Source organism: Pseudomonas purpurea (genome assembly GCF_039908635.1).
Lineage (GTDB): Bacteria > Pseudomonadota > Gammaproteobacteria > Pseudomonadales > Pseudomonadaceae > Aquipseudomonas > Aquipseudomonas purpurea.
Map to the genome: position 1 here is coordinate 1,948,095 of NZ_CP150918.1, position 16,818 is coordinate 1,964,912.

The window sequence follows — 16,818 nt, forward strand, 5'->3', positions numbered from 1 at the left end:
CCACCTTCAGAGCTTAGACGGCATCCGCAAAACAGGGTGGTCAGAGCGATGTGTTTGAATCTGTAGGAAATCTTGGTGAATGCAGTGCGGGACATCCCAGCCGGGTTGTTGAATTCCTCCGTGAGCAGAGCGACAAGCTCTGATGTTTGGCCGAAACGTCGTTATCTCTGGGCCGGGGCTGTCGTTAGACTCGTGGCTTCCTCAGGAGACCTTCCTCATGAACGAGTACTTGAGTCCTGGACGCTTCATCGATAGTGACCACCCTGCGGTGGTGGAGTTCGCTGAAAAACATCGTGGTCACAGTCGTGACCCGATCGAGCAGGCCGTGAGCCTCTATTACGCCGTGCGTGAGGCGGTGCGCTACAACCCTTACACCTTCAGCCTTGACCCGCAGACGTTGTGCGGCAGTTACGCGTTGGCGACCGGCGAAAGTTATTGCGTGCCCAAGGCCACGTTGCTGGCCGGGTGTGCGCGCCATTGTTCGATTCCGGCGCGAATCGGGCTGGCGGATGTGCGCAATCACCTCTCGACGCCACGCCTGATCGAGTTGCTCAAGAGCAACGTGTTTGCCATGCACGGCTACACCGAGCTGTATCTGAACGGTCGATGGGTCAAGGCCACGCCCGCGTTCAACCAGAAACTCTGCGAACTGTTCGATGTGCCACCACTGGACTTCGACGGGATTAACGACAGTGTTTTCCACCCGTTCAACCGTCAGGGACAGCAATCGATGGAGTACCTGGTGGACCACGGCCAGTTCCCCGATGTGCCCGAGGCGTTCTTTTTTGCACATCTGGAAAAGTGCTATCCGCACTTGTTCGGCGGTCCGATGCCTACCCGCCTGGGTGACATGCAGAGCGATTTGAGTCGCGCCTGATCCGGCGTAGACTGCCCCAGGGGGCGTTCTCAATTAGTTTCCCCGCCGCGTTTTCGCCTTAAAGCGGGCCAGGCAAGGCGCAGGCCGCCGGGAATGGTGCTCCCTTTCCAAAGCCTGCAACGCAGCCTGGCCCGCTTTAAGGCACAACCCGAAGGGCCGTGCCTGCTGTTGTGCAGGGCTGCGTTGCTCGAAGCTTATTTGGAATGACCAAACCACGCTTCTCGCGCCTTGCCCTGCATAACAGCAGACACGGCGCGGCGGGGAAACTAATTGAGAACGCCCCCTAATTCATCCATCAAGGAGCGGTCATGCTGAAGATCTGGGGTCGGAAAAATTCGTCGAATGTCAGGAAGGCGCTCTGGTGCGCCGAGGAGCTGGGCCTGACCTATCAAGCGCTGGACGCGGGCGGTGCCTTCGGCGTGGTCGATACTCCCGAGTACCGGGCGATGAACCCCAATGGCCGTATCCCGGTGATCGAGGATGAAGGTTTTGTGTTGTGGGAATCCAACACCATCGTGCGCTATCTGGCGGCCCGTCACGCCGCAAACAGTCACTGGTACGCCGCCGATGTACAGGCGCGCGCGGCGGCCGAGAAGTGGATGGACTGGACCACCTCGACCTTCACCGAACCGTTTCGCCATTTGTTTTGGGGTGTGTTGCGCACCCCGGCGGATCAGCAGGACTGGGTCAAAATCAATTCGGCGCTGAATACCTGCGCCGAGTTGCTGAACATGGTCGACCAGGCGTTGTCCGCGCAGCCCTACCTGTCTGGCGAGGAGATCGGCGTCGGCGATATCCCCTTGGGCAGCTTTATATATGCCTGGTTCGAAATGCCCATCGAGCGCCCGCGCATGGGATATCTGGAGGCCTGGTACGCACGCCTGAAGCAGCGCCCGGCGTATCAAAAAGCAGTCATGACTGCGTTGACTTAATACTGACTATCAACACACTTGACTGTACTTGTGCGGCGTCGCCAAGCACCATTGCGTTCCTGCGCCGTGGTTGCATTGGGCGCCGCTCACCCTTACTTATTCTTTTCCTCCCTTCTTGGTGCGTAAATCCGATATGAGTTCCGCTCTGTCCATCCGGCAGCTAACCAAAACCTACGGCAACGGTTTCCAGGCCCTGAGTGGTATCGATCTGGACGTCGCCGAAGGTGATTTCTTTGCCTTGCTGGGCCCCAACGGTGCCGGCAAATCCACCACCATCGGCATTCTCTCGACCCTGGTGAACAAGACCAGCGGCACCGTGAGTATCTTTGGCCACGACCTGGACCGTAACCCGGCAGCGCTCAAGCGTTGCATCGGCGTGGTGCCCCAGGAATTCAATTTCAACCAGTTCGAAAAGACCTTCGACATCGTCGTGACCCAGGCGGGTTACTACGGCATCCCGCCGAAAATCGCCAAGGAGCGCGCCGAGCAGTACCTGACGCAACTCGGGCTGTGGGACAAGCGCGATGTGCCGTCGCGGTCCCTGTCGGGCGGCATGAAGCGTCGCTTGATGATTGCGCGCGCATTGGTCCATGAGCCGCGCTTGCTGATCCTCGATGAGCCGACGGCAGGCGTGGACATTGAACTGCGCCGCTCGATGTGGACCTTTCTCACCGAACTGAACGAGAAAGGCATCACCATCATCCTCACCACGCATTACCTGGAAGAGGCTGAGCAGTTGTGCCGCAACATCGGCATCATCGACCACGGCACGATTGTCGAAAACACCAGCATGCGTAACCTGCTCGGTCAGCTGCATGTCGAGACGTTCCTGCTGGACCTCAAACATGACATGACCATGGCGCCGCAACTGATCGGCTATCCGAGCCGCCTGGTGGACCGACACACGCTGGAAGTCCAGGTCGACAAAGCCGTGGGCATCACCGCGCTGTTTGCTCAGTTGGCGACGCAGAACATTGAAGTGCTGAGCCTGCGCAACAAAACCAATCGCCTCGAGGAGTTGTTCGTGTCTCTGGTGGAGAAAAATCTGGCGAAGGTGGCCGTATGAGTTCCGAACTGAAGCCCAACCTGGTTGCGCTTAATACCATCGTTTACCGCGAGGTCCGGCGTTTTACCCGGATCTGGCCACAGACCTTGCTGCCGCCCGCGATCACCATGGTTCTGTACTTCGTGATCTTCGGCAACCTGATCGGTCGGCAGATCGGCGACATGGGCGGCTTCACGTACATGGAGTACATCGTGCCGGGGCTGATCATGATGTCGGTGATCACCAACGCCTACGGTAACGTGGTCTCAAGCTTCTTTGGCAGCAAATTCCAGCGCTCCATCGAGGAGCTGATGGTTTCACCGGTTTCGCCGCACACCATTCTGATCGGTTACACCGTGGGCGGAGTGCTGCGCGGTCTGGCGGTGGGCGTGATCGTGACGCTGCTCTCGCTGTTCTTCACTGACCTGCAAGTGCACCATTTGGGGATTACCCTGCTGGTGGTGCTGCTGACCGCGACGATTTTCTCGCTACTGGGGTTCATCAACGCCGTTTTTGCACGTAACTTCGACGATATCTCGATTATCCCGACCTTCGTGCTGACACCGCTGACGTACCTGGGCGGGGTGTTCTACTCCATCAGCCTGCTGCCGCCATTCTGGCAGACCGTATCGCTGGCCAACCCGGTGCTGCACATGGTCAACGCATTCCGTTACGGCATCCTGGGCGTCTCGGACATCAAGATCAGCATCGCCATTACCTTCATGCTGGTGGCGACCGTGGTGCTGTACATCGGTTGCGCACGGCTGCTGGTCAGCGGGCGCGGGATGCGTACCTAACCTACGGCAAACCCGATCCTTGTGGGCGCGAGCCGGGCGGCGTTCCGATGCTCGCGATGGCGTCATCCCAGATGCCACATAAAAAAACGGCCTCCAATTTTTGGAGGCCGTTTTGCGTTTCTACATCCGGCTTTTCTTGCGCCGCTTCCATTGTCTGCTGACCCACCAGCGCCAGTAGGTCATGGTCATGCAATAGGCGAGGGCGCCAAACACCAGGCCTGCCACCACCGAACCCAGCAAGAACGGTTTCCACAATGTCGACAACTCGCCGCTGATCCATTCCCAGGTCAGTTCGTCCGGCAGGGTGCGGGCGGGCACATCCATCAGCCAGGCGCCGGTCTGGTACGTGCAGAAGAACACCACCGGCATGGTGATCGGGTTGGTCAGCCAGACCAGGCTCACCGCAATCGGAATGTTGCCGCGCACGGATATGGCGAGGATCGCGGCCACCAGCATTTGCAGCGGAATCGGCAGGAACGCGGCAAACAACCCTACCGCCATGGCGCGGGCGACGGAGTGCCGGTTGAGGTGCCAGAGGTTTGGGTCATGCAGCAGGGGGCCGAGAAAGCGTAAGGATTTGTGTTCCCTGATGCTCGTTGGATCTGGCATGTAACGTTTGAATAAGCGCCGTGGCATAGGGCTTCTCGGTCGATTCAGGCGGCAAGTATGCCCGGATTCTAGCGATGGCCAATTCAGACTTTGTGACAATTAATAAATGCACACAGATTTCAGTCGGCTAATCCAAGAGAGGGGACTCTCAAGGATGGGCTTATGCGCACAGGGATGTTGGCGCTCGCAGTGGGTCTGTTGACCCTGCGCTTTTTGCCGGTGCTGCCGCCGGTCGGCCTGTTACTGCTGTTGCCGGTGCTGGCCTTGATGCTGTTGCCGTTTCGCAGTTATCCCTTGGCGTTTTATCTGCTGGGCTTGAGTTGGGCCTGCATCAGCGCCCAGTGGGCGCTGGATGATCGCCTGGCGTCTGGCCTGGACGGGCAAACCCGTTGGGTCGAAGGGCGAGTGGTGGGGCTGCCGGACATGGATGAGGGCCGGGTGCGTTTTGAACTGGCCGATGCGCAGTCGCGGCGTGCGCGGTTACCGAGCCTGATGCGGTTGTCCTGGCGTGACGGGCCGCCAATCAATAGCGGTGAGCGTTGGCGGTTGGCAGTGAAGCTGAACCGCCCCACGGGGTTGCTCAATCCTCAGGCATTCGACTACGACGCCTGGCTGCTGGCGCGACGCATCGGGGCTACCGGGACGGTCAAGGACGGGCAGTTGTTGCGCCCGGCTCAAGGCGCCTGGCGCGATGGCGTCCGGCAGCGTTTGTCGAGCGTTGATGCGCAAGGCCGGACGGGCGCTCTGGCGGCATTGGTGCTGGGGGATGGCGGGGGCTTGAGTCGCGAAGACTGGCGCATTCTGCAGGACACCGGAACCGTGCATTTGCTGGTGATTTCCGGGCAGCACGTCGGCATGCTGGCCGGGTTGGTGTATCTGCTGATTGCCGGGTTGGCCCGTTACGGGTTGTGGCCGACGCGCTGGCCCTGGCTGCCGTGGGCCTGCGGACTGGCCTTTGCGGCGGCGCTGGGCTACGGCTTGCTGGCGGGGTTCGAAGTGCCGGTGCGCAGGGCCTGTGTGATGATCGGCCTGGTGCTGCTGTGGCGTTTGCGCTTTCGCCATCTGGGCGCCTGGTGGCCGTTGTTGCTGGCCCTCGATGCGGTGTTGTTGCTTGAGCCGCTGGCCAGTTTGCAACCCGGTTTCTGGTTGTCATTTGCGGCGGTGGCGGTGTTGATCTTCACCTTCAGCGGCCGTTTGGGTGCGTGGCGCTGGTGGCAGACCTGGACCCGCGCTCAATGGCTGATCGCGATTGGCTTGTGTCCGCTGCTGTTGGCGCTCGGGTTGCCCATCAGCCCTGGCGGGCCACTCGCCAATCTGCTGGCCGTGCCCTGGATCAGCCTGATGGTGTTGCCACTGGCGTTGTTGGGGACATTACTGCTGCCGTTGCCCTATGTTGGTGAGGGACTGCTCTGGGTGGCTGGCGGTTCGCTCGATCTGTTGTTCAGTGCCTTGGGGTACATGGCCGGATATGTTCCGGCCTGGGTCCCGCCGATGTTGCCGCTGTGGGTCCTGGGGATCAGTGCGCTGGGAGCCTTTCTATTATTGTTGCCCAAGGGTGTGCCGTTGCGCGTGTTGGGTTGGCCGATGCTGTTGTTAATCGTGTTTGCCCCGCTCAGTCGTGTACCCGAGGGGCGCGCGGAAATCTGGCAACTGGATGTCGGTCAGGGGTTGGCGATTCTCGTCCGCACGCGCCACCACGCAATGCTCTACGACGCGGGACCGCGTTTTGGAGCCTTCGACCTGGGTGAGCGAGTGGTGCTGCCGTCGCTGCGCAAGTTGGGGGTCAAGAAGCTCGATCTCATGCTGCTCAGCCATGCCGATGCCGATCACGCGGGAGGTGCTGGTGCGGTCATGCGCGGATTGCCGGTGGGCCATGTGCTCAGTGGCGACCCGGCCGCGCTGCCTGCCGAACTGCTTGCCCAGGGTTGTGAAAGCGGCAAGCGCTGGGAGTGGGACGGGGTGCGTTTTGCATTGTGGCAGTGGTCCGACGCCCGGGAGAGCAATCAGCGCTCCTGTGTCTTGCAGGTCGAGGCCAATGGAGAACGCTTGCTGCTGACCGGCGACATCGATGCTTTCGCTGAGCGGGAATTGCTCGACAGTCCGTTGGCGGTGACCACGCACTGGTTGCAGGCACCGCACCACGGCAGTCGCAGTTCGTCATCGATGCCCATGCTGGTGGCGCTCGCGCCCAGGGTCGTGCTGATTTCCCGTGGGCACGGCAACGCTTTCGGGCATCCCCATCCGCAGGTCATGGCGCGTTATCGGCGGTTGGGGATGGCGATTTATGACAGCGCCGAACACGGTGCCTTGCGTCTGCAATTAGGCGACTACCTGCACAGGCCCGAAGCCCTGCGCGAGCAGGCACGGTTCTGGCGTGAGCGCCCCGGCGTGGATCCATAACCGAGGGCTATTAAAGCCGGACGACATGCGACATCACGCTCTTCGGTGCGCCGACCCCCTATGTTAGAGTGGCGCACTTTTTCGAGGGGACTGTCACTGTGTGGGAATTGGTCAAATCCGGCGGCTGGATGATGCTGCCGATCATTCTGAGTTCCATCGCGGCAATGGCGATTGTCGCCGAGCGTCTCTGGACCCTGCGAGCCAGTCGTGTGACCCCGGAGCACTTGCTCGGGCAGGTCTGGGTATGGATCAAGGACAAGCAGCTCAATAAAGACAAGCTCAAGGAACTGCGTGCCAACTCACCGTTGGGCGAGATCCTGGCGGCGGGCCTTGCGAACTCCAAGCATGGTCGCGAGATCATGAAAGAGTGCATTGAAGAGGCTGCGGCCCGGGTGATCCACGAGCTCGAACGCTACATCAACGCGCTGGGCACCATTGCGGCCATGGCGCCGTTGCTTGGCTTGCTGGGCACGGTGCTGGGCATGATCGATATCTTCAGTGCGTTCATGGGGTCGGGCATGAGTACCAACGCGGCCGTACTGGCCGGTGGTATTTCCAAAGCCCTGATCACCACGGCGGCGGGCCTGATGGTCGGTATTCCGTCGGTGTTCTTCCACCGGTTCCTGCAACGGCGCATCGATGAACTCGTCGTGGGCATGGAGCAGGAAGCGATCAAGCTGGTCGAAGTGGTGCAGGGCGACCGTGACGTTGATCTGGCCGAGGGCAAAGCGTGAAATTCCGCCGTAAGCAACGGGAGAACGTGGATATCAACCTCGCGTCGTTGATCGACGTGGTGTTTATCCTGCTGCTGTTTTTCGTCGTGACGACCACCTTCACCCGTGAAACCCAGCTGCGTGTTGACTTGCCGGAAGCGGTCAGCGGCTCGCCCGCCGAAGACCAGCAGGTCAAACAGATGGACATTGCCATCAGCGCCGAAGGTGTGTTTTCGGTGAATAACCAGTTGTTGCCCAAGAGTGACCTGGCCAGCCTGATCGACGCGTTGCAGAAAGAATCCGGCGGCGACACCAATCTGCCGTTGTCCATCAGCGCTGACGGCAAGACCCAGCACCAGGCGGTTATCACCGCGATGGACGCCGCGGGCAAGCTCGGGTTTACGCACTTGCGCATGACCACGGTCGAGGCGGCGCCGGCACCCTGATGGCCATGTCCGATCGATTGCTCGCCGCCTGGTACGCCGGTCATCCGGCGTTGAAGCTGTTGCAGCCGCTGGAGTGGCTGTACCGGCGCGTGGTCACGCGCAAGCGTGAGCGTTTCCTGGCGGGCGAAGGTGAGATCTACCAGCCTGCGGTGCCGTTGATCGTGGTGGGTAACATCACCGTGGGCGGCACCGGCAAGACGCCGCTGATCCTGTGGATGATCGAACATTGCCAGCGTAGCGGCCTGCGGGTCGGGGTGGTCAGTCGGGGTTACGGCGCCAAACCGCTGCAATTGCCGTGGCGAGTCGAGGCGGATCAAACAGCCGACACGACGGGTGACGAGCCGCTGCTGATCGTCCAGCGCACGGGGGTGTCGTTGATGATCGACCCGGATCGCAGCCGTGCGGTGCAAGCCTTGCTTGAGGCTGAGCCGCTGGACCTGATCCTCTCCGACGATGGCATGCAGCACTACCGCTTGGCGCGGGACCTCGAACTGGTGCTGATCGACGCCGCGCGCGGTCTGGGCAATCGGCGCTGTTTGCCGGCAGGGCCCTTGCGTGAGCCGGTCGAGCGCCTGCAAAGCGTCGATGCGGTGCTGTACAACGGCGCCACGGCGGATCGCGACGACGGGTTTGCCTTCCAGCTACAGCCCACCGCGCTGGTCAATCTGCTGACCGGCGAACGCTGCCCCCTGGACCACTTCCCAGCCGGCCAGGCCTTGCACGCGGTGGCCGGGATCGGCAACCCGCAACGTTTCTTCACTACCCTTGAAACGCTACACTGGCGACCTGTTCCCCATGCTTTTGCCGACCACGCCGAGTACAGCGCGGCGGCCTTGAATTTTACGCCGGCATTGCCCTTGGTGATGACCGAGAAAGACGCGGTGAAGTGCCGTGCCTTCGCGATGGCGCACTGGTGGTATCTGGCGGTCGACGCGACGCCATCACCGGCCTTCGTGGCCTGGTTCGATACGCAGTTGATGCGCCTGTTGCCTGCACGGCTTTTGCCTTAACAACGCTTTTTATCCAGGGAATTCTCATGGACACCAAATTGCTCGACATCCTCGCCTGCCCGATCTGCAAAGGCCCGCTCAAGCTCAGCGCCGACAAAACCGAGCTGATCAGCAAAGGCGCTGGCCTGGCGTTTCCGATTCGCGATGGCATCCCGGTCATGCTCGAAAGCGAAGCCCGTACCCTGACCACTGACGAGCGTCTGGATAAATGACCACAGCCTTCACCGTCGTTATTCCCTCGCGCTTTGCTTCCACACGTTTGCCGGGCAAGCCGCTGCAAATGATTGCCGGCAAGCCGATGATCCAGCACGTCTGGGAACAGGCCTGCAAAAGCAGCGCCGAGCGTGTGGTCGTGGCCACCGATGATGCGCGCATCGTCGAGGCTTGCCAGGCGTTTGGCGCGCAAGTGGTGATGACCCGGGTTGATCACAACTCCGGTACCGACCGTCTGGCTGAAGTCGCTGCTCAATTGGGCCTGGCGCCGGACGCCATTGTGGTCAACGTGCAGGGTGACGAGCCGTTGATTCCGCCGGTGGTGATCGATCAGGTGGCCGCGAACCTGGCCGCCCATGCCGAAGCGCGCATGGCCACCCTGGCTGAGCCGATCGAAGACGTTGAAAGCCTGTTCAATCCCAACGTGGTCAAGGTCGTCAGCGACCTGAACGGGCTGGCGCTGACCTTCAGCCGCGCCACCTTGCCGTGGGCGCGGGACGATTTCGCCAAGAGCCGCGAACAATTGCCGGCCGGCGTGCCGTATCGCCGCCACATCGGGATCTACGCCTACCGTGCCGGTTTCCTGCATGACTTCGTCAGCTGGGGCCCGTGCTGGCTGGAAAACACCGAATGCCTGGAGCAACTGCGTGCGTTGTGGCACGGCGTGCGGATTCACGTTGCCGACGCGGTGATCGCGCCGCCAGCCGGCGTTGATACCTTTGAAGACCTTGAGCGCGTCCGTCGCCTGCTGGAGGCCTGATGCGGGTTCTGTTCGTCTGCCTGGGCAACATTTGCCGCTCGCCCACGGCCGAAGGCGTGTTGCGTCACAAGCTGCGTGAAGCAGGGTTGGCCGATCAGGTCGAAGTCGCTTCCGCAGGCACTGGCGACTGGCACGTCGGCAAGGCACCGGACAAACGCAGCCAGGCGGCCGCGCTGCGCCGGGGCTACGACTTGTCGGCCCAACGTGCCCAACAAGTGAGTCGTGCCGACTTTTCAAGCTACGACCTGATCCTCGCCATGGACCAGAGCAACCTGCGCAATCTCAAGGCGTTGCAGCCGGCCAAGGGCAGGGCAGAGCTGGACCTGTTCCTGCGCCGCTATGAGTCGGTTGTGGATGAAGTTCCGGACCCGTACTACGACGGCGATCAAGGTTTTGAGCAGGTGCTGGACCTGATCGAGCGCGCCAGCGATCTGCTGGTGATTGAATTGAAGGGACGCTTATGACTTTGCACCTGCACTCGCAGGTTTCACTCAAGCCGTTCAACAGCTTTGGTGTGGATGTTCGTGCTCAGCTGTTCGCCGAGGCCCACAGCGATGCCGATGTGCGCGAGGCGCTGGCTTACTCGGCCGCGCACGCCGTGCCGTTGCTGGTGATCGGTGGTGGCAGCAACCTGCTGCTGACAGCGGATATCCCGGCACTGGTACTGCGTATGGCCACGCGGGGCATTCGGGTGATCAGTGACGATGGCCACCAGGTGGTGATCGAGGCCGAGGCCGGGGAAACCTGGCATCCATTCGTCCAGTGGACGTTGGCGCAGGGTCTGTCGGGCCTTGAGAACCTCAGCCTGATCCCCGGCACTGTGGGTGCGGCACCGATGCAGAACATCGGCGCCTACGGGGTCGAAATCAAGGATGTGTTTGTCGGGCTGACCGCGCTGGATCGCCAGACCGGCGAGCTGCGGGACTTCACGTTGGCTGACTGCAACTTCGCCTACCGTGACAGCGTGTTCAAGCAGCAGGTGGGTCGCTGGTTGATTCTGCGGGTGCGCTTTGCCCTCGACCGCGTCGAGCATTTGCACCTGGAATACGGCCCGGTGCGTCAGCGCCTGACCGAGCAAGGCATCGATCATCCGACGGCGACAGATGTCAGCCGGGCGATATGCAGCATCCGCAGCGAAAAACTTCCGGACCCTGCCGTGCTCGGCAATGCCGGCAGTTTCTTCAAGAACCCGTTGGTGTCGGCAGTGCTGGCGGCTGAGATCAGGCTCGCCCACCCAGGGTTGATCGGCTATCCGCAACCGGATGGCACCGTCAAGCTGGCGGCGGGCTGGTTGATCGAGCAGGCCGGCTGGAAGGGCTTCCGTGACGGTGACGCCGGCGTACATCGCTTGCAGTCGCTGGTGCTGGTCAACTACGGCGCGGCGACCGGGCTGCAGTTGTTGAACCTGGCGCAGCGCATCCAGAAAGACATTGCCGAACGTTTCAATGTCGAGCTGGAAATGGAGCCAAACCAGTATTGAGCTAAGCTTCAGTGCGTCATCCAGAGCCCTGCATACCCTCGGTTGCAGGGCTTTTTTGTTAATGCGGCGTTAACTTGGCCTGCTAACGATGCCGGTGTTTGCTTCACACAAGGCCCGGTGACGATCCTTCGTCACAAGAGAGCCCATTAGCTTGAGCCGATCTGCGTGTTCCGAACCGTTGCAACAGCGCGGCAGATTGCTCGACCCCATAACCACCGAACGATGCGGGCGTGCCCATGATTACCCTGAAGCTCAATGGTCAAGACCATCAACTCGATGTCAGCGAGGACATGCCGCTGCTTTGGGCTATCCGCGACGTGGTCGGCTACAGCGGCACCAAGTTTGGTTGCGGGCTGGGCCTGTGCGGCGCTTGCACCATTCACATCGATGGCGCACCGGCGCGCAGTTGCATCACGCCGATTGGTTCAGTGAAGGGGCAGGATGTCAGCACCATCGACAACCTGCACAGCGACCCGGTCGGGCAGGTGGTCCAGCAAGCGTGGCTGGATACGGCGGTTGCGCAGTGCGGCTTTTGCCAGGGTGGGCAGATCATGTCGGCCACTGCGCTCCTCAAAATCAATCCCAGCCCCAGCGATGAACAGATCGAAGAGGCGATGGTCGGCAACATCTGCCGCTGCGGTACTTACAACCGCATCAAAACGGCGATTCGCCAGGCCGCCACGCATTTGCAGGAGGCCAAGGCATGAGCCAGATGCCCGATGATTTCGCCCTGAGCAACCTCAGTCGGCGTGGCTTTCTCAAGGGTGTCGGTGCCACGGGAGCCCTGGTGCTGGCGGCGAGTTGGGGCTGGCAGGAGGCCTTTGCCGACGACAAGAAATTTGGCGCCGACGGCATGCCCAATGGCTGGATCGACGACCCGAAGGTCTACGTCAGCATTGCCGCCGACGGGCGTGTGACGGTGGTTTGCAACCGTTCGGAAATGGGCCAGGGCGTGCGCACCAGTTTGAGCATGGTGGTGGCCGATGAGTTGGACGCCGATTGGGCCATGGTCAGCGTGCAGCAGGCACCGGGCGACGAAGTACGATTTGGCAATCAGGACACCGACGGCTCGCGCAGCATGCGGCACTGGTTCGAACCGATGCGCCGTTGCGGCGCCTCGGCCAGAACCATGCTTGAGCAGGCCGCCGCCGGGCAGTGGAAAGTCCCGGTGAGCGAGTGCCGTGCGCAGTTGCATAAAGTGGTTCACCAGCCGTCCGGCCGTGAACTGGGTTACGGCGCCCTGGCCGTGGCTGCCGGTGCATTGGTGGTACCGGCCCGCGACAGTTTGCGGCTCAAGCAGCCGTCTGAGTTTCGCTACATCGGTAAAGACGGCGTGCGCGCCATCGACGGTGCGGACATCGTCAATGGCCGTGCGATCTACGGCGCGGACGTGCATTTCGACGGCATGCTGTTCGCCACCGTGGCGCGCCCGGCGGTGTATGGCGGCAAGGTCAAATCCTTCGATGCCAGCGCAACGATGAAGGTCCCCGGTGTGATCAAGGTCATTGCGATTGAAAGTCGCCCGCTGCCGTCGGAGTTTCAGCCCTTGGGCGGTGTGGCGGTGGTGGCCAGCAACACCTGGGCGGCGATCAAGGGGCGTGAAGCGCTGAAGATCGAGTGGGACGATGGTGTCAACGCCGGTTACAACTCGATTGCCTACCGCAGTGAGCTGGAAGCCGCCGCCTTGAAGCCGGGCAAAGTGGTGCGCAGCACTGGCAGTATCGAAGAAGCCATGAGCAGCGCCGACAGCAGTCTGGAAGCCGCTTATTACCTGCCGCACCTGGCACAGTCGCCGATGGAGCCGATGGTCGCCATCGCGCGCTTCAATAATGGCCGGTGCGAAGCCTGGGCACCGAGTCAGGCCCCACAAGTCACCCGTGAGCGCATCGCCGAACGTTTGGGCATTACCTTCGAAAAAGTCACGGTCAACGTCACGCTGCTGGGTGGAGGTTTCGGGCGCAAGTCCAAGCCTGACTTCATTCTTGAAGCGGCGATTCTGGCCAAGGCGTTCCCCGGCAAAGCGGTGCGGGTGCAATGGACCCGAGAAGACGACATTCACTGTTCCTATTTCCACACTGTGTCGGCGGAGTACCTCAAGGCCAGCCTGAATGCCGACGGAATGCCGTCCGGCTGGCTGCACCGCACGGTGGCGCCGAGCATCACCGCGTTGTTCGCGCCAGGCATGAACCACGAAGGTGCATTCGAGCTGGGCATGGGCTTTACCAACATGGCTTATGCGATTCCCAATGTGCGTCTGGAAAACCCTGAAGCGGCGGCGCATACACGGGTGGGGTGGTATCGCTCGGTGTCGAACATTCCTCACGGTTTTGCGATCCAGAGCTTCGTCGATGAGTTGGCGCACAAGGCCGGGCAGGACCCGCTCAAATACCAGATCAAACTGCTTGGGCCGGATCGTCAGATTGATCCGCGCACGTTGAGCGAAGAGTGGAACTACGGTGAATCGCCAGAGCGGTATCCGATTGATACGGCGCGGCTGCGAGGCGTGCTGGAAACCGCCGCCAAGGCCGCCGGTTGGGGGCGTGAGTTGCCCAGGGGTCGTGGCTTGGGGCTGGCGGTGCATTACAGCTTTGTGACTTACGTGGCGGCGGTGATCGAAGTTGAAGTCAAAGACGATGGCACGCTGATCGTGCACAAGGCTGACATTGCGGTGGATTGCGGCCCGCAGATCAACCCGGAGCGCATCCGCTCGCAGTTTGAAGGCGCTTGTGTGATGGGCCTGGGCAACGCGGTGCTGGGGGAAATCAGTTTCAAGGACGGCAAGGTCCAGCAGGACAACTTCCACATGTACGAAGTGGCGCGCATGTCTTTGGCGCCGAAGGAAATCGCGGTGCATCTGGTGACCCCATCGGGTGATGTGCCATTGGGCGGTGTCGGTGAGCCGGGTGTGCCGCCTATTGCGCCAGCGCTGTGCAACGCGATCTTCGCCGCCACCGGCAAGCGTATCCGTAACCTGCCGGTGCGTTATCAGTTGCAAGGCTGGCAGCAGGCCAACGCCTGATGGACAGCGTCGACCTGAACGTCCTGCGCAGCGTGTTGGAGTGGCGCCGTGTCGGGCATCGCGTGATGCTCTACAGCGTGGTCCAGACCTGGGGCAGTGCGCCCAGGCCCTGCGGGTGCGATGCTGGCGCTGCGTGAGGACGGCGTGGTGATCGGCTCGGTATCCGGTGGTTGCATTGAGGACGACCTGATTACCCGTTTGCACGACGGTCGCATTTCGGAGCAAGGGCCACCGGTGCAACTGATGACTTATGGTGTCACCCGTGAGGAGGCGGCGCGGTTCGGTTTGCCATGCGGCGGCACCCTGCGCCTGACCGAAGAGCGGGTGGGCGATCCGGCCTGGGTCGCCGAACTGCTGGCGCGCTGCGAAGCCCATGAGATTGTCGCTCGCGAACTGAACCTCGACACCGGAGCAGTGGTGTTGCAGGTGGCCAGCAAGAGCGATGCCCTGACCTTTGACGGCCATACGTTGCGCGCCATTTACGGTCCGCGCTGGCGGCTGTTGCTGATCGGCGCAGGGCAGTTATCGCGGTATGTGGCCGAGATGGCGCGGCTGCTGGATTTCGAAGTGCTGATTTGCGATCCGCGCAAAGAGTTTGTTCATGGCTGGGAAGCACAACATGGGCGTTTCGTGCCAGGCATGCCCGATGAGGCCGTGCTGAATATCCAGACCGATGAGCGCACGGCGATTGTCGCGCTGACCCACGATCCACGGCTGGACGACATGGCGTTGCTTACGGCGCTCGATTCGAAGGCATTTTACGTGGGGGCGCTGGGGTCGCGGGCGAACAGTCAAAAGCGTCGGGGAAACCTCGCGGCGCTGGGCTTGTCCGCTCAGGTCATCGAACGGCTGCACGGGCCTATCGGCGTGTACATCGGCAGCCATACTCCGGCTGAAATCGCGTTGTCGTTAATGGCCGAGATTGTGGCGATCAAGAACGGCGTCGAGTTGAAGCAGAAAAAACCGTTGCAGGCGGGCGCATGAGTGGGCCTGTTGGCGTCATCGTGCTGGCGGCGGGGCAGGGCAGTCGGTTTCGAGCAGTGACGGGTGTCGAGAAGGACAAACTGCTGGCGGACTGTGTGGGGCGCGACGGTGCCGTGCGTTCGGTGATCGAGCAGGTGCTGGTGAATCTGCCGGCCAGCCTTGAAAGGCGCGTACTGGTTACCACCGAAGATCGCCCTCAGGTGATTCGCATGGCCAAGGCTTACGGTTGCGAGACTGTGTTGATCAAATCGACAGGCATGGGGGACAGCATTGCCGCTGGGGTGGCGGCGTGTCCTCAGCTTGATGGTTGGCTGGTGGTGTTGGGGGATATGCCGTTTATCTTGCCGTCGAGTATTGAACGGATTGTTGAGGGGATAGCAGTCGATACCATCCGTGTGCCCGTGCAGGACGGCGAGTTTGGGCATCCGGTGGGGTTTGGGCGTTCGTTTGGTGTGCGGTTGATGGCGTTGTCCGGTGATCGCGGGGCAAAGCTGTTGTTTGCGTCGGCAAAGGTTGTTGAGGTGGTGGTGGATGATCCGGGTGTGTTGTGGGATGTGGACGTGCCAGCGGCGCTGGGATTCAGGTAGTCCGGGCACAGTTCCCCTGTGTGAGCGGGCTTGCTCGCGATGGCAATTGAACATTCAACATTGATGCAAGCTGACCCACCGCTATCGCGAGCAGGCTGATATTCAAAGGCATAAAAAACCCCGCCTGGGTAACCAGGCGGGGTTTTTTAGTGGCTGATGGAATCAGGCGAGGGGTTTAGGCTCGTGTTCTTTTTCCAGGGCCTCAGGGTGTTGCTCTGCCACTTCGTCAACGGAACGCAGGTTCTCGTCGATGGTCGGGGCAGCAGGTTCGGCGGCAACTTCAGTCACCGGGGCAGGGGCTGCCTCGATCACTTCAGCGACAACCGGAGCAGGCTCGGCAGCAACCGGTGCAGCAGCGGCAGCCAGTTCGGCTTCCTTCTGCAGGCGCTCGGCTTCACGCTTGCGGCGACGCACTTCACGTGGGTCGTTCGGCGCACGGCCATTTTCGGTCAGCGCGCTGACAGGTGCAGCTTCAACCACCGGTGCAGCCACTTCGGCAACCACAGGCGCTTCTACTGGAGCCGGCTCGGCAGCCACAACCACTGGTGCGACAACCGCTTCAGCCACAGGTGCCGGAGCTTCAACCGCTACAGGCTCTGCAACCCAGTTGAACGCGGTTTGCTCTTCGCGAGCTTCGGGTGCTGTTTCAGCAACTGGCGCTTCAATCACAGGCTCTGCAACGACAATCGGCTCTTGAGCGACAACAACCGGCTCAACGACCGCTTGAACTTCAGGCTGTACTTCGCGAACAGCAGCCACTTCAACGGCAGGTGCGACTGGCGCTTCGAACGGAGTCGTCGCTTCCACGACGGGCGCTTCAACCTGAGCGACTTCCGGAGCGGCTTCCTGAACCACGGCAGTGGCGCGTTCAGCTTGCTCGTGAGCCTGAGCTTCGGCAGGCGCGCTGATCACGGTGCTGGCAACAGCAGCGGTAACAGCCAGGGCC

General features: G+C 61.4%; 17 protein-coding genes and 1 pseudogene. 16 read left to right on the forward strand and 2 right to left on the reverse strand.

What is annotated here, in order from left to right; translation table 11 throughout:
- The first annotated feature begins 217 nt into the window (after window positions 1-217).
- The 4 genes from AABM54_RS08745 to AABM54_RS08760 all read left to right on the forward strand — a co-directional run bounded on the left by AABM54_RS08745 (window position 218) and on the right by AABM54_RS08760 (window position 3,651).
- Window positions 218-877 carry a transglutaminase family protein gene (locus AABM54_RS08745; RefSeq protein ID WP_347904884.1) on the forward strand — a complete coding sequence of 220 codons (660 nt, stop codon included), beginning with the start codon at window positions 218-220 and terminating at the stop codon, window positions 875-877.
- A 308-nt stretch (window positions 878-1,185) separates the two neighbouring features.
- The gene (locus AABM54_RS08750; protein WP_347904885.1) at window positions 1,186-1,809 is read left to right on the forward strand and encodes a glutathione S-transferase; all 624 of its coding nucleotides are present in this window, start codon (window positions 1,186-1,188) and stop codon (window positions 1,807-1,809) included.
- A gap of 133 nt (window positions 1,810-1,942) precedes the next feature.
- Window positions 1,943-2,875 carry an ABC transporter ATP-binding protein gene (locus AABM54_RS08755; protein WP_347904886.1) on the forward strand — a complete coding sequence of 311 codons (933 nt, stop codon included), beginning with the start codon at window positions 1,943-1,945 and terminating at the stop codon, window positions 2,873-2,875.
- A complete protein-coding gene (locus tag AABM54_RS08760) occupies window positions 2,872-3,651 on the forward strand; it encodes an ABC transporter permease (RefSeq protein ID WP_347904887.1) in 780 nt (259 codons plus the stop codon). Before AABM54_RS08755 ends, AABM54_RS08760 begins: the two co-directional genes overlap by 4 nt.
- Before the next feature lie 120 nt (window positions 3,652-3,771).
- Here the strand turns inward: AABM54_RS08760 and AABM54_RS08765 are convergent, their stop codons facing one another.
- Entirely contained in the window at window positions 3,772-4,287 is a 516-nt protein-coding gene (locus tag AABM54_RS08765) for a DUF2062 domain-containing protein (RefSeq protein WP_347904888.1), read from the reverse strand.
- Window positions 4,288-4,422: 135 nt separating this feature from the next.
- Between AABM54_RS08765 and AABM54_RS08770 the strand changes: the two genes are divergently transcribed.
- From AABM54_RS08770 to AABM54_RS08825, 12 genes and pseudogenes are all read left to right on the forward strand, one after another.
- On the forward strand, window positions 4,423-6,660 hold the full coding sequence (locus AABM54_RS08770; RefSeq protein WP_347904889.1) for a DNA internalization-related competence protein ComEC/Rec2: 2,238 nt from the start codon (window positions 4,423-4,425) through the stop codon (window positions 6,658-6,660).
- Between the two features lie 98 nt (window positions 6,661-6,758).
- Window positions 6,759-7,394 carry a MotA/TolQ/ExbB proton channel family protein gene (locus AABM54_RS08775; RefSeq protein WP_347904890.1) on the forward strand — a complete coding sequence of 212 codons (636 nt, stop codon included), beginning with the start codon at window positions 6,759-6,761 and terminating at the stop codon, window positions 7,392-7,394.
- Window positions 7,391-7,819, forward strand: coding sequence for a biopolymer transporter ExbD (locus AABM54_RS08780; RefSeq protein ID WP_347904891.1), 429 nt, complete (start codon window positions 7,391-7,393; stop codon window positions 7,817-7,819). The genes AABM54_RS08775 and AABM54_RS08780 overlap by 4 nt, the downstream gene beginning before the upstream one ends.
- Window positions 7,819-8,829: a tetraacyldisaccharide 4'-kinase gene (lpxK, locus tag AABM54_RS08785; protein ID WP_347904892.1), complete on the forward strand. Its 1,011-nt coding sequence runs from the start codon at window positions 7,819-7,821 to the stop codon at window positions 8,827-8,829. The genes AABM54_RS08780 and lpxK overlap by 1 nt, the downstream gene beginning before the upstream one ends.
- 26 nt (window positions 8,830-8,855) lie before the next feature.
- On the forward strand, window positions 8,856-9,041 hold the full coding sequence (locus tag AABM54_RS08790) for a Trm112 family protein (RefSeq protein WP_087265487.1): 186 nt from the start codon (window positions 8,856-8,858) through the stop codon (window positions 9,039-9,041).
- The gene (kdsB, locus tag AABM54_RS08795; protein ID WP_347904893.1) at window positions 9,038-9,802 is read left to right on the forward strand and encodes a 3-deoxy-manno-octulosonate cytidylyltransferase; all 765 of its coding nucleotides are present in this window, start codon (window positions 9,038-9,040) and stop codon (window positions 9,800-9,802) included. The genes AABM54_RS08790 and kdsB overlap by 4 nt, the downstream gene beginning before the upstream one ends.
- Window positions 9,802-10,266, forward strand: a complete 465-nt coding sequence (locus AABM54_RS08800; RefSeq protein WP_347904894.1) for a low molecular weight protein-tyrosine-phosphatase — start codon at window positions 9,802-9,804, stop codon at window positions 10,264-10,266. The genes kdsB and AABM54_RS08800 overlap by 1 nt, the downstream gene beginning before the upstream one ends.
- Window positions 10,263-11,282 carry a UDP-N-acetylmuramate dehydrogenase gene (gene murB / locus AABM54_RS08805; protein ID WP_347904895.1) on the forward strand — a complete coding sequence of 340 codons (1,020 nt, stop codon included), beginning with the start codon at window positions 10,263-10,265 and terminating at the stop codon, window positions 11,280-11,282. Before AABM54_RS08800 ends, murB begins: the two co-directional genes overlap by 4 nt.
- 236 nt (window positions 11,283-11,518) lie before the next feature.
- The gene (locus AABM54_RS08810) at window positions 11,519-11,989 is read left to right on the forward strand and encodes a (2Fe-2S)-binding protein (RefSeq protein WP_347906154.1); all 471 of its coding nucleotides are present in this window, start codon (window positions 11,519-11,521) and stop codon (window positions 11,987-11,989) included.
- Entirely contained in the window at window positions 11,986-14,301 is a 2,316-nt protein-coding gene (locus AABM54_RS08815) for a xanthine dehydrogenase family protein molybdopterin-binding subunit (protein ID WP_347904896.1), read from the forward strand. Before AABM54_RS08810 ends, AABM54_RS08815 begins: the two co-directional genes overlap by 4 nt.
- A pseudogene (locus AABM54_RS08820) lies at window positions 14,301-15,285 on the forward strand (XdhC family protein). Before AABM54_RS08815 ends, AABM54_RS08820 begins: the two are co-directional and overlap by 1 nt.
- The gene (locus AABM54_RS08825; protein WP_347904897.1) at window positions 15,282-15,872 is read left to right on the forward strand and encodes a nucleotidyltransferase family protein; all 591 of its coding nucleotides are present in this window, start codon (window positions 15,282-15,284) and stop codon (window positions 15,870-15,872) included. The pseudogene AABM54_RS08820 and the gene AABM54_RS08825 overlap by 4 nt, the downstream one beginning before the upstream one ends.
- Before the next feature lie 162 nt (window positions 15,873-16,034).
- Here AABM54_RS08825 and AABM54_RS08830 read toward each other — a convergent pair whose 3' ends face one another.
- A complete protein-coding gene (locus tag AABM54_RS08830) occupies window positions 16,035-16,784 on the reverse strand; it encodes a hypothetical protein (RefSeq protein WP_347904898.1) in 750 nt (249 codons plus the stop codon).
- Between the last annotated feature and the right edge of the window lie 34 nt (window positions 16,785-16,818).

Excerpts from the sequence above, each read along its gene's own strand:
- AABM54_RS08745 (WP_347904884.1), top strand. The coding sequence starts at position 218 with ATGAACGAGTACTTGAGTCCTGGACGCTTCATCGATAGTGACCACCCT.
- AABM54_RS08750 (WP_347904885.1), top strand. The coding sequence starts at position 1,186 with ATGCTGAAGATCTGGGGTCGGAAAAATTCGTCGAATGTCAGGAAGGCG.
- AABM54_RS08755 (WP_347904886.1), top strand. The coding sequence starts at position 1,943 with ATGAGTTCCGCTCTGTCCATCCGGCAGCTAACCAAAACCTACGGCAAC.
- AABM54_RS08760 (WP_347904887.1), top strand. The coding sequence starts at position 2,872 with ATGAGTTCCGAACTGAAGCCCAACCTGGTTGCGCTTAATACCATCGTT.
- AABM54_RS08765 (WP_347904888.1), bottom strand. The coding sequence starts at position 4,287 with ATGCCACGGCGCTTATTCAAACGTTACATGCCAGATCCAACGAGCATC.
- AABM54_RS08770 (WP_347904889.1), top strand. The coding sequence starts at position 4,423 with ATGCGCACAGGGATGTTGGCGCTCGCAGTGGGTCTGTTGACCCTGCGC.
- lpxK (WP_347904892.1), top strand. The coding sequence starts at position 7,819 with ATGGCCATGTCCGATCGATTGCTCGCCGCCTGGTACGCCGGTCATCCG.
- AABM54_RS08790 (WP_087265487.1), top strand. The coding sequence starts at position 8,856 with ATGGACACCAAATTGCTCGACATCCTCGCCTGCCCGATCTGCAAAGGC.
- kdsB (WP_347904893.1), top strand. The coding sequence starts at position 9,038 with ATGACCACAGCCTTCACCGTCGTTATTCCCTCGCGCTTTGCTTCCACA.
- AABM54_RS08800 (WP_347904894.1), top strand. The coding sequence starts at position 9,802 with ATGCGGGTTCTGTTCGTCTGCCTGGGCAACATTTGCCGCTCGCCCACG.
- murB (WP_347904895.1), top strand. The coding sequence starts at position 10,263 with ATGACTTTGCACCTGCACTCGCAGGTTTCACTCAAGCCGTTCAACAGC.
- AABM54_RS08810 (WP_347906154.1), top strand. The coding sequence starts at position 11,519 with ATGATTACCCTGAAGCTCAATGGTCAAGACCATCAACTCGATGTCAGC.
- AABM54_RS08815 (WP_347904896.1), top strand. The coding sequence starts at position 11,986 with ATGAGCCAGATGCCCGATGATTTCGCCCTGAGCAACCTCAGTCGGCGT.
- AABM54_RS08825 (WP_347904897.1), top strand. The coding sequence starts at position 15,282 with ATGAGTGGGCCTGTTGGCGTCATCGTGCTGGCGGCGGGGCAGGGCAGT.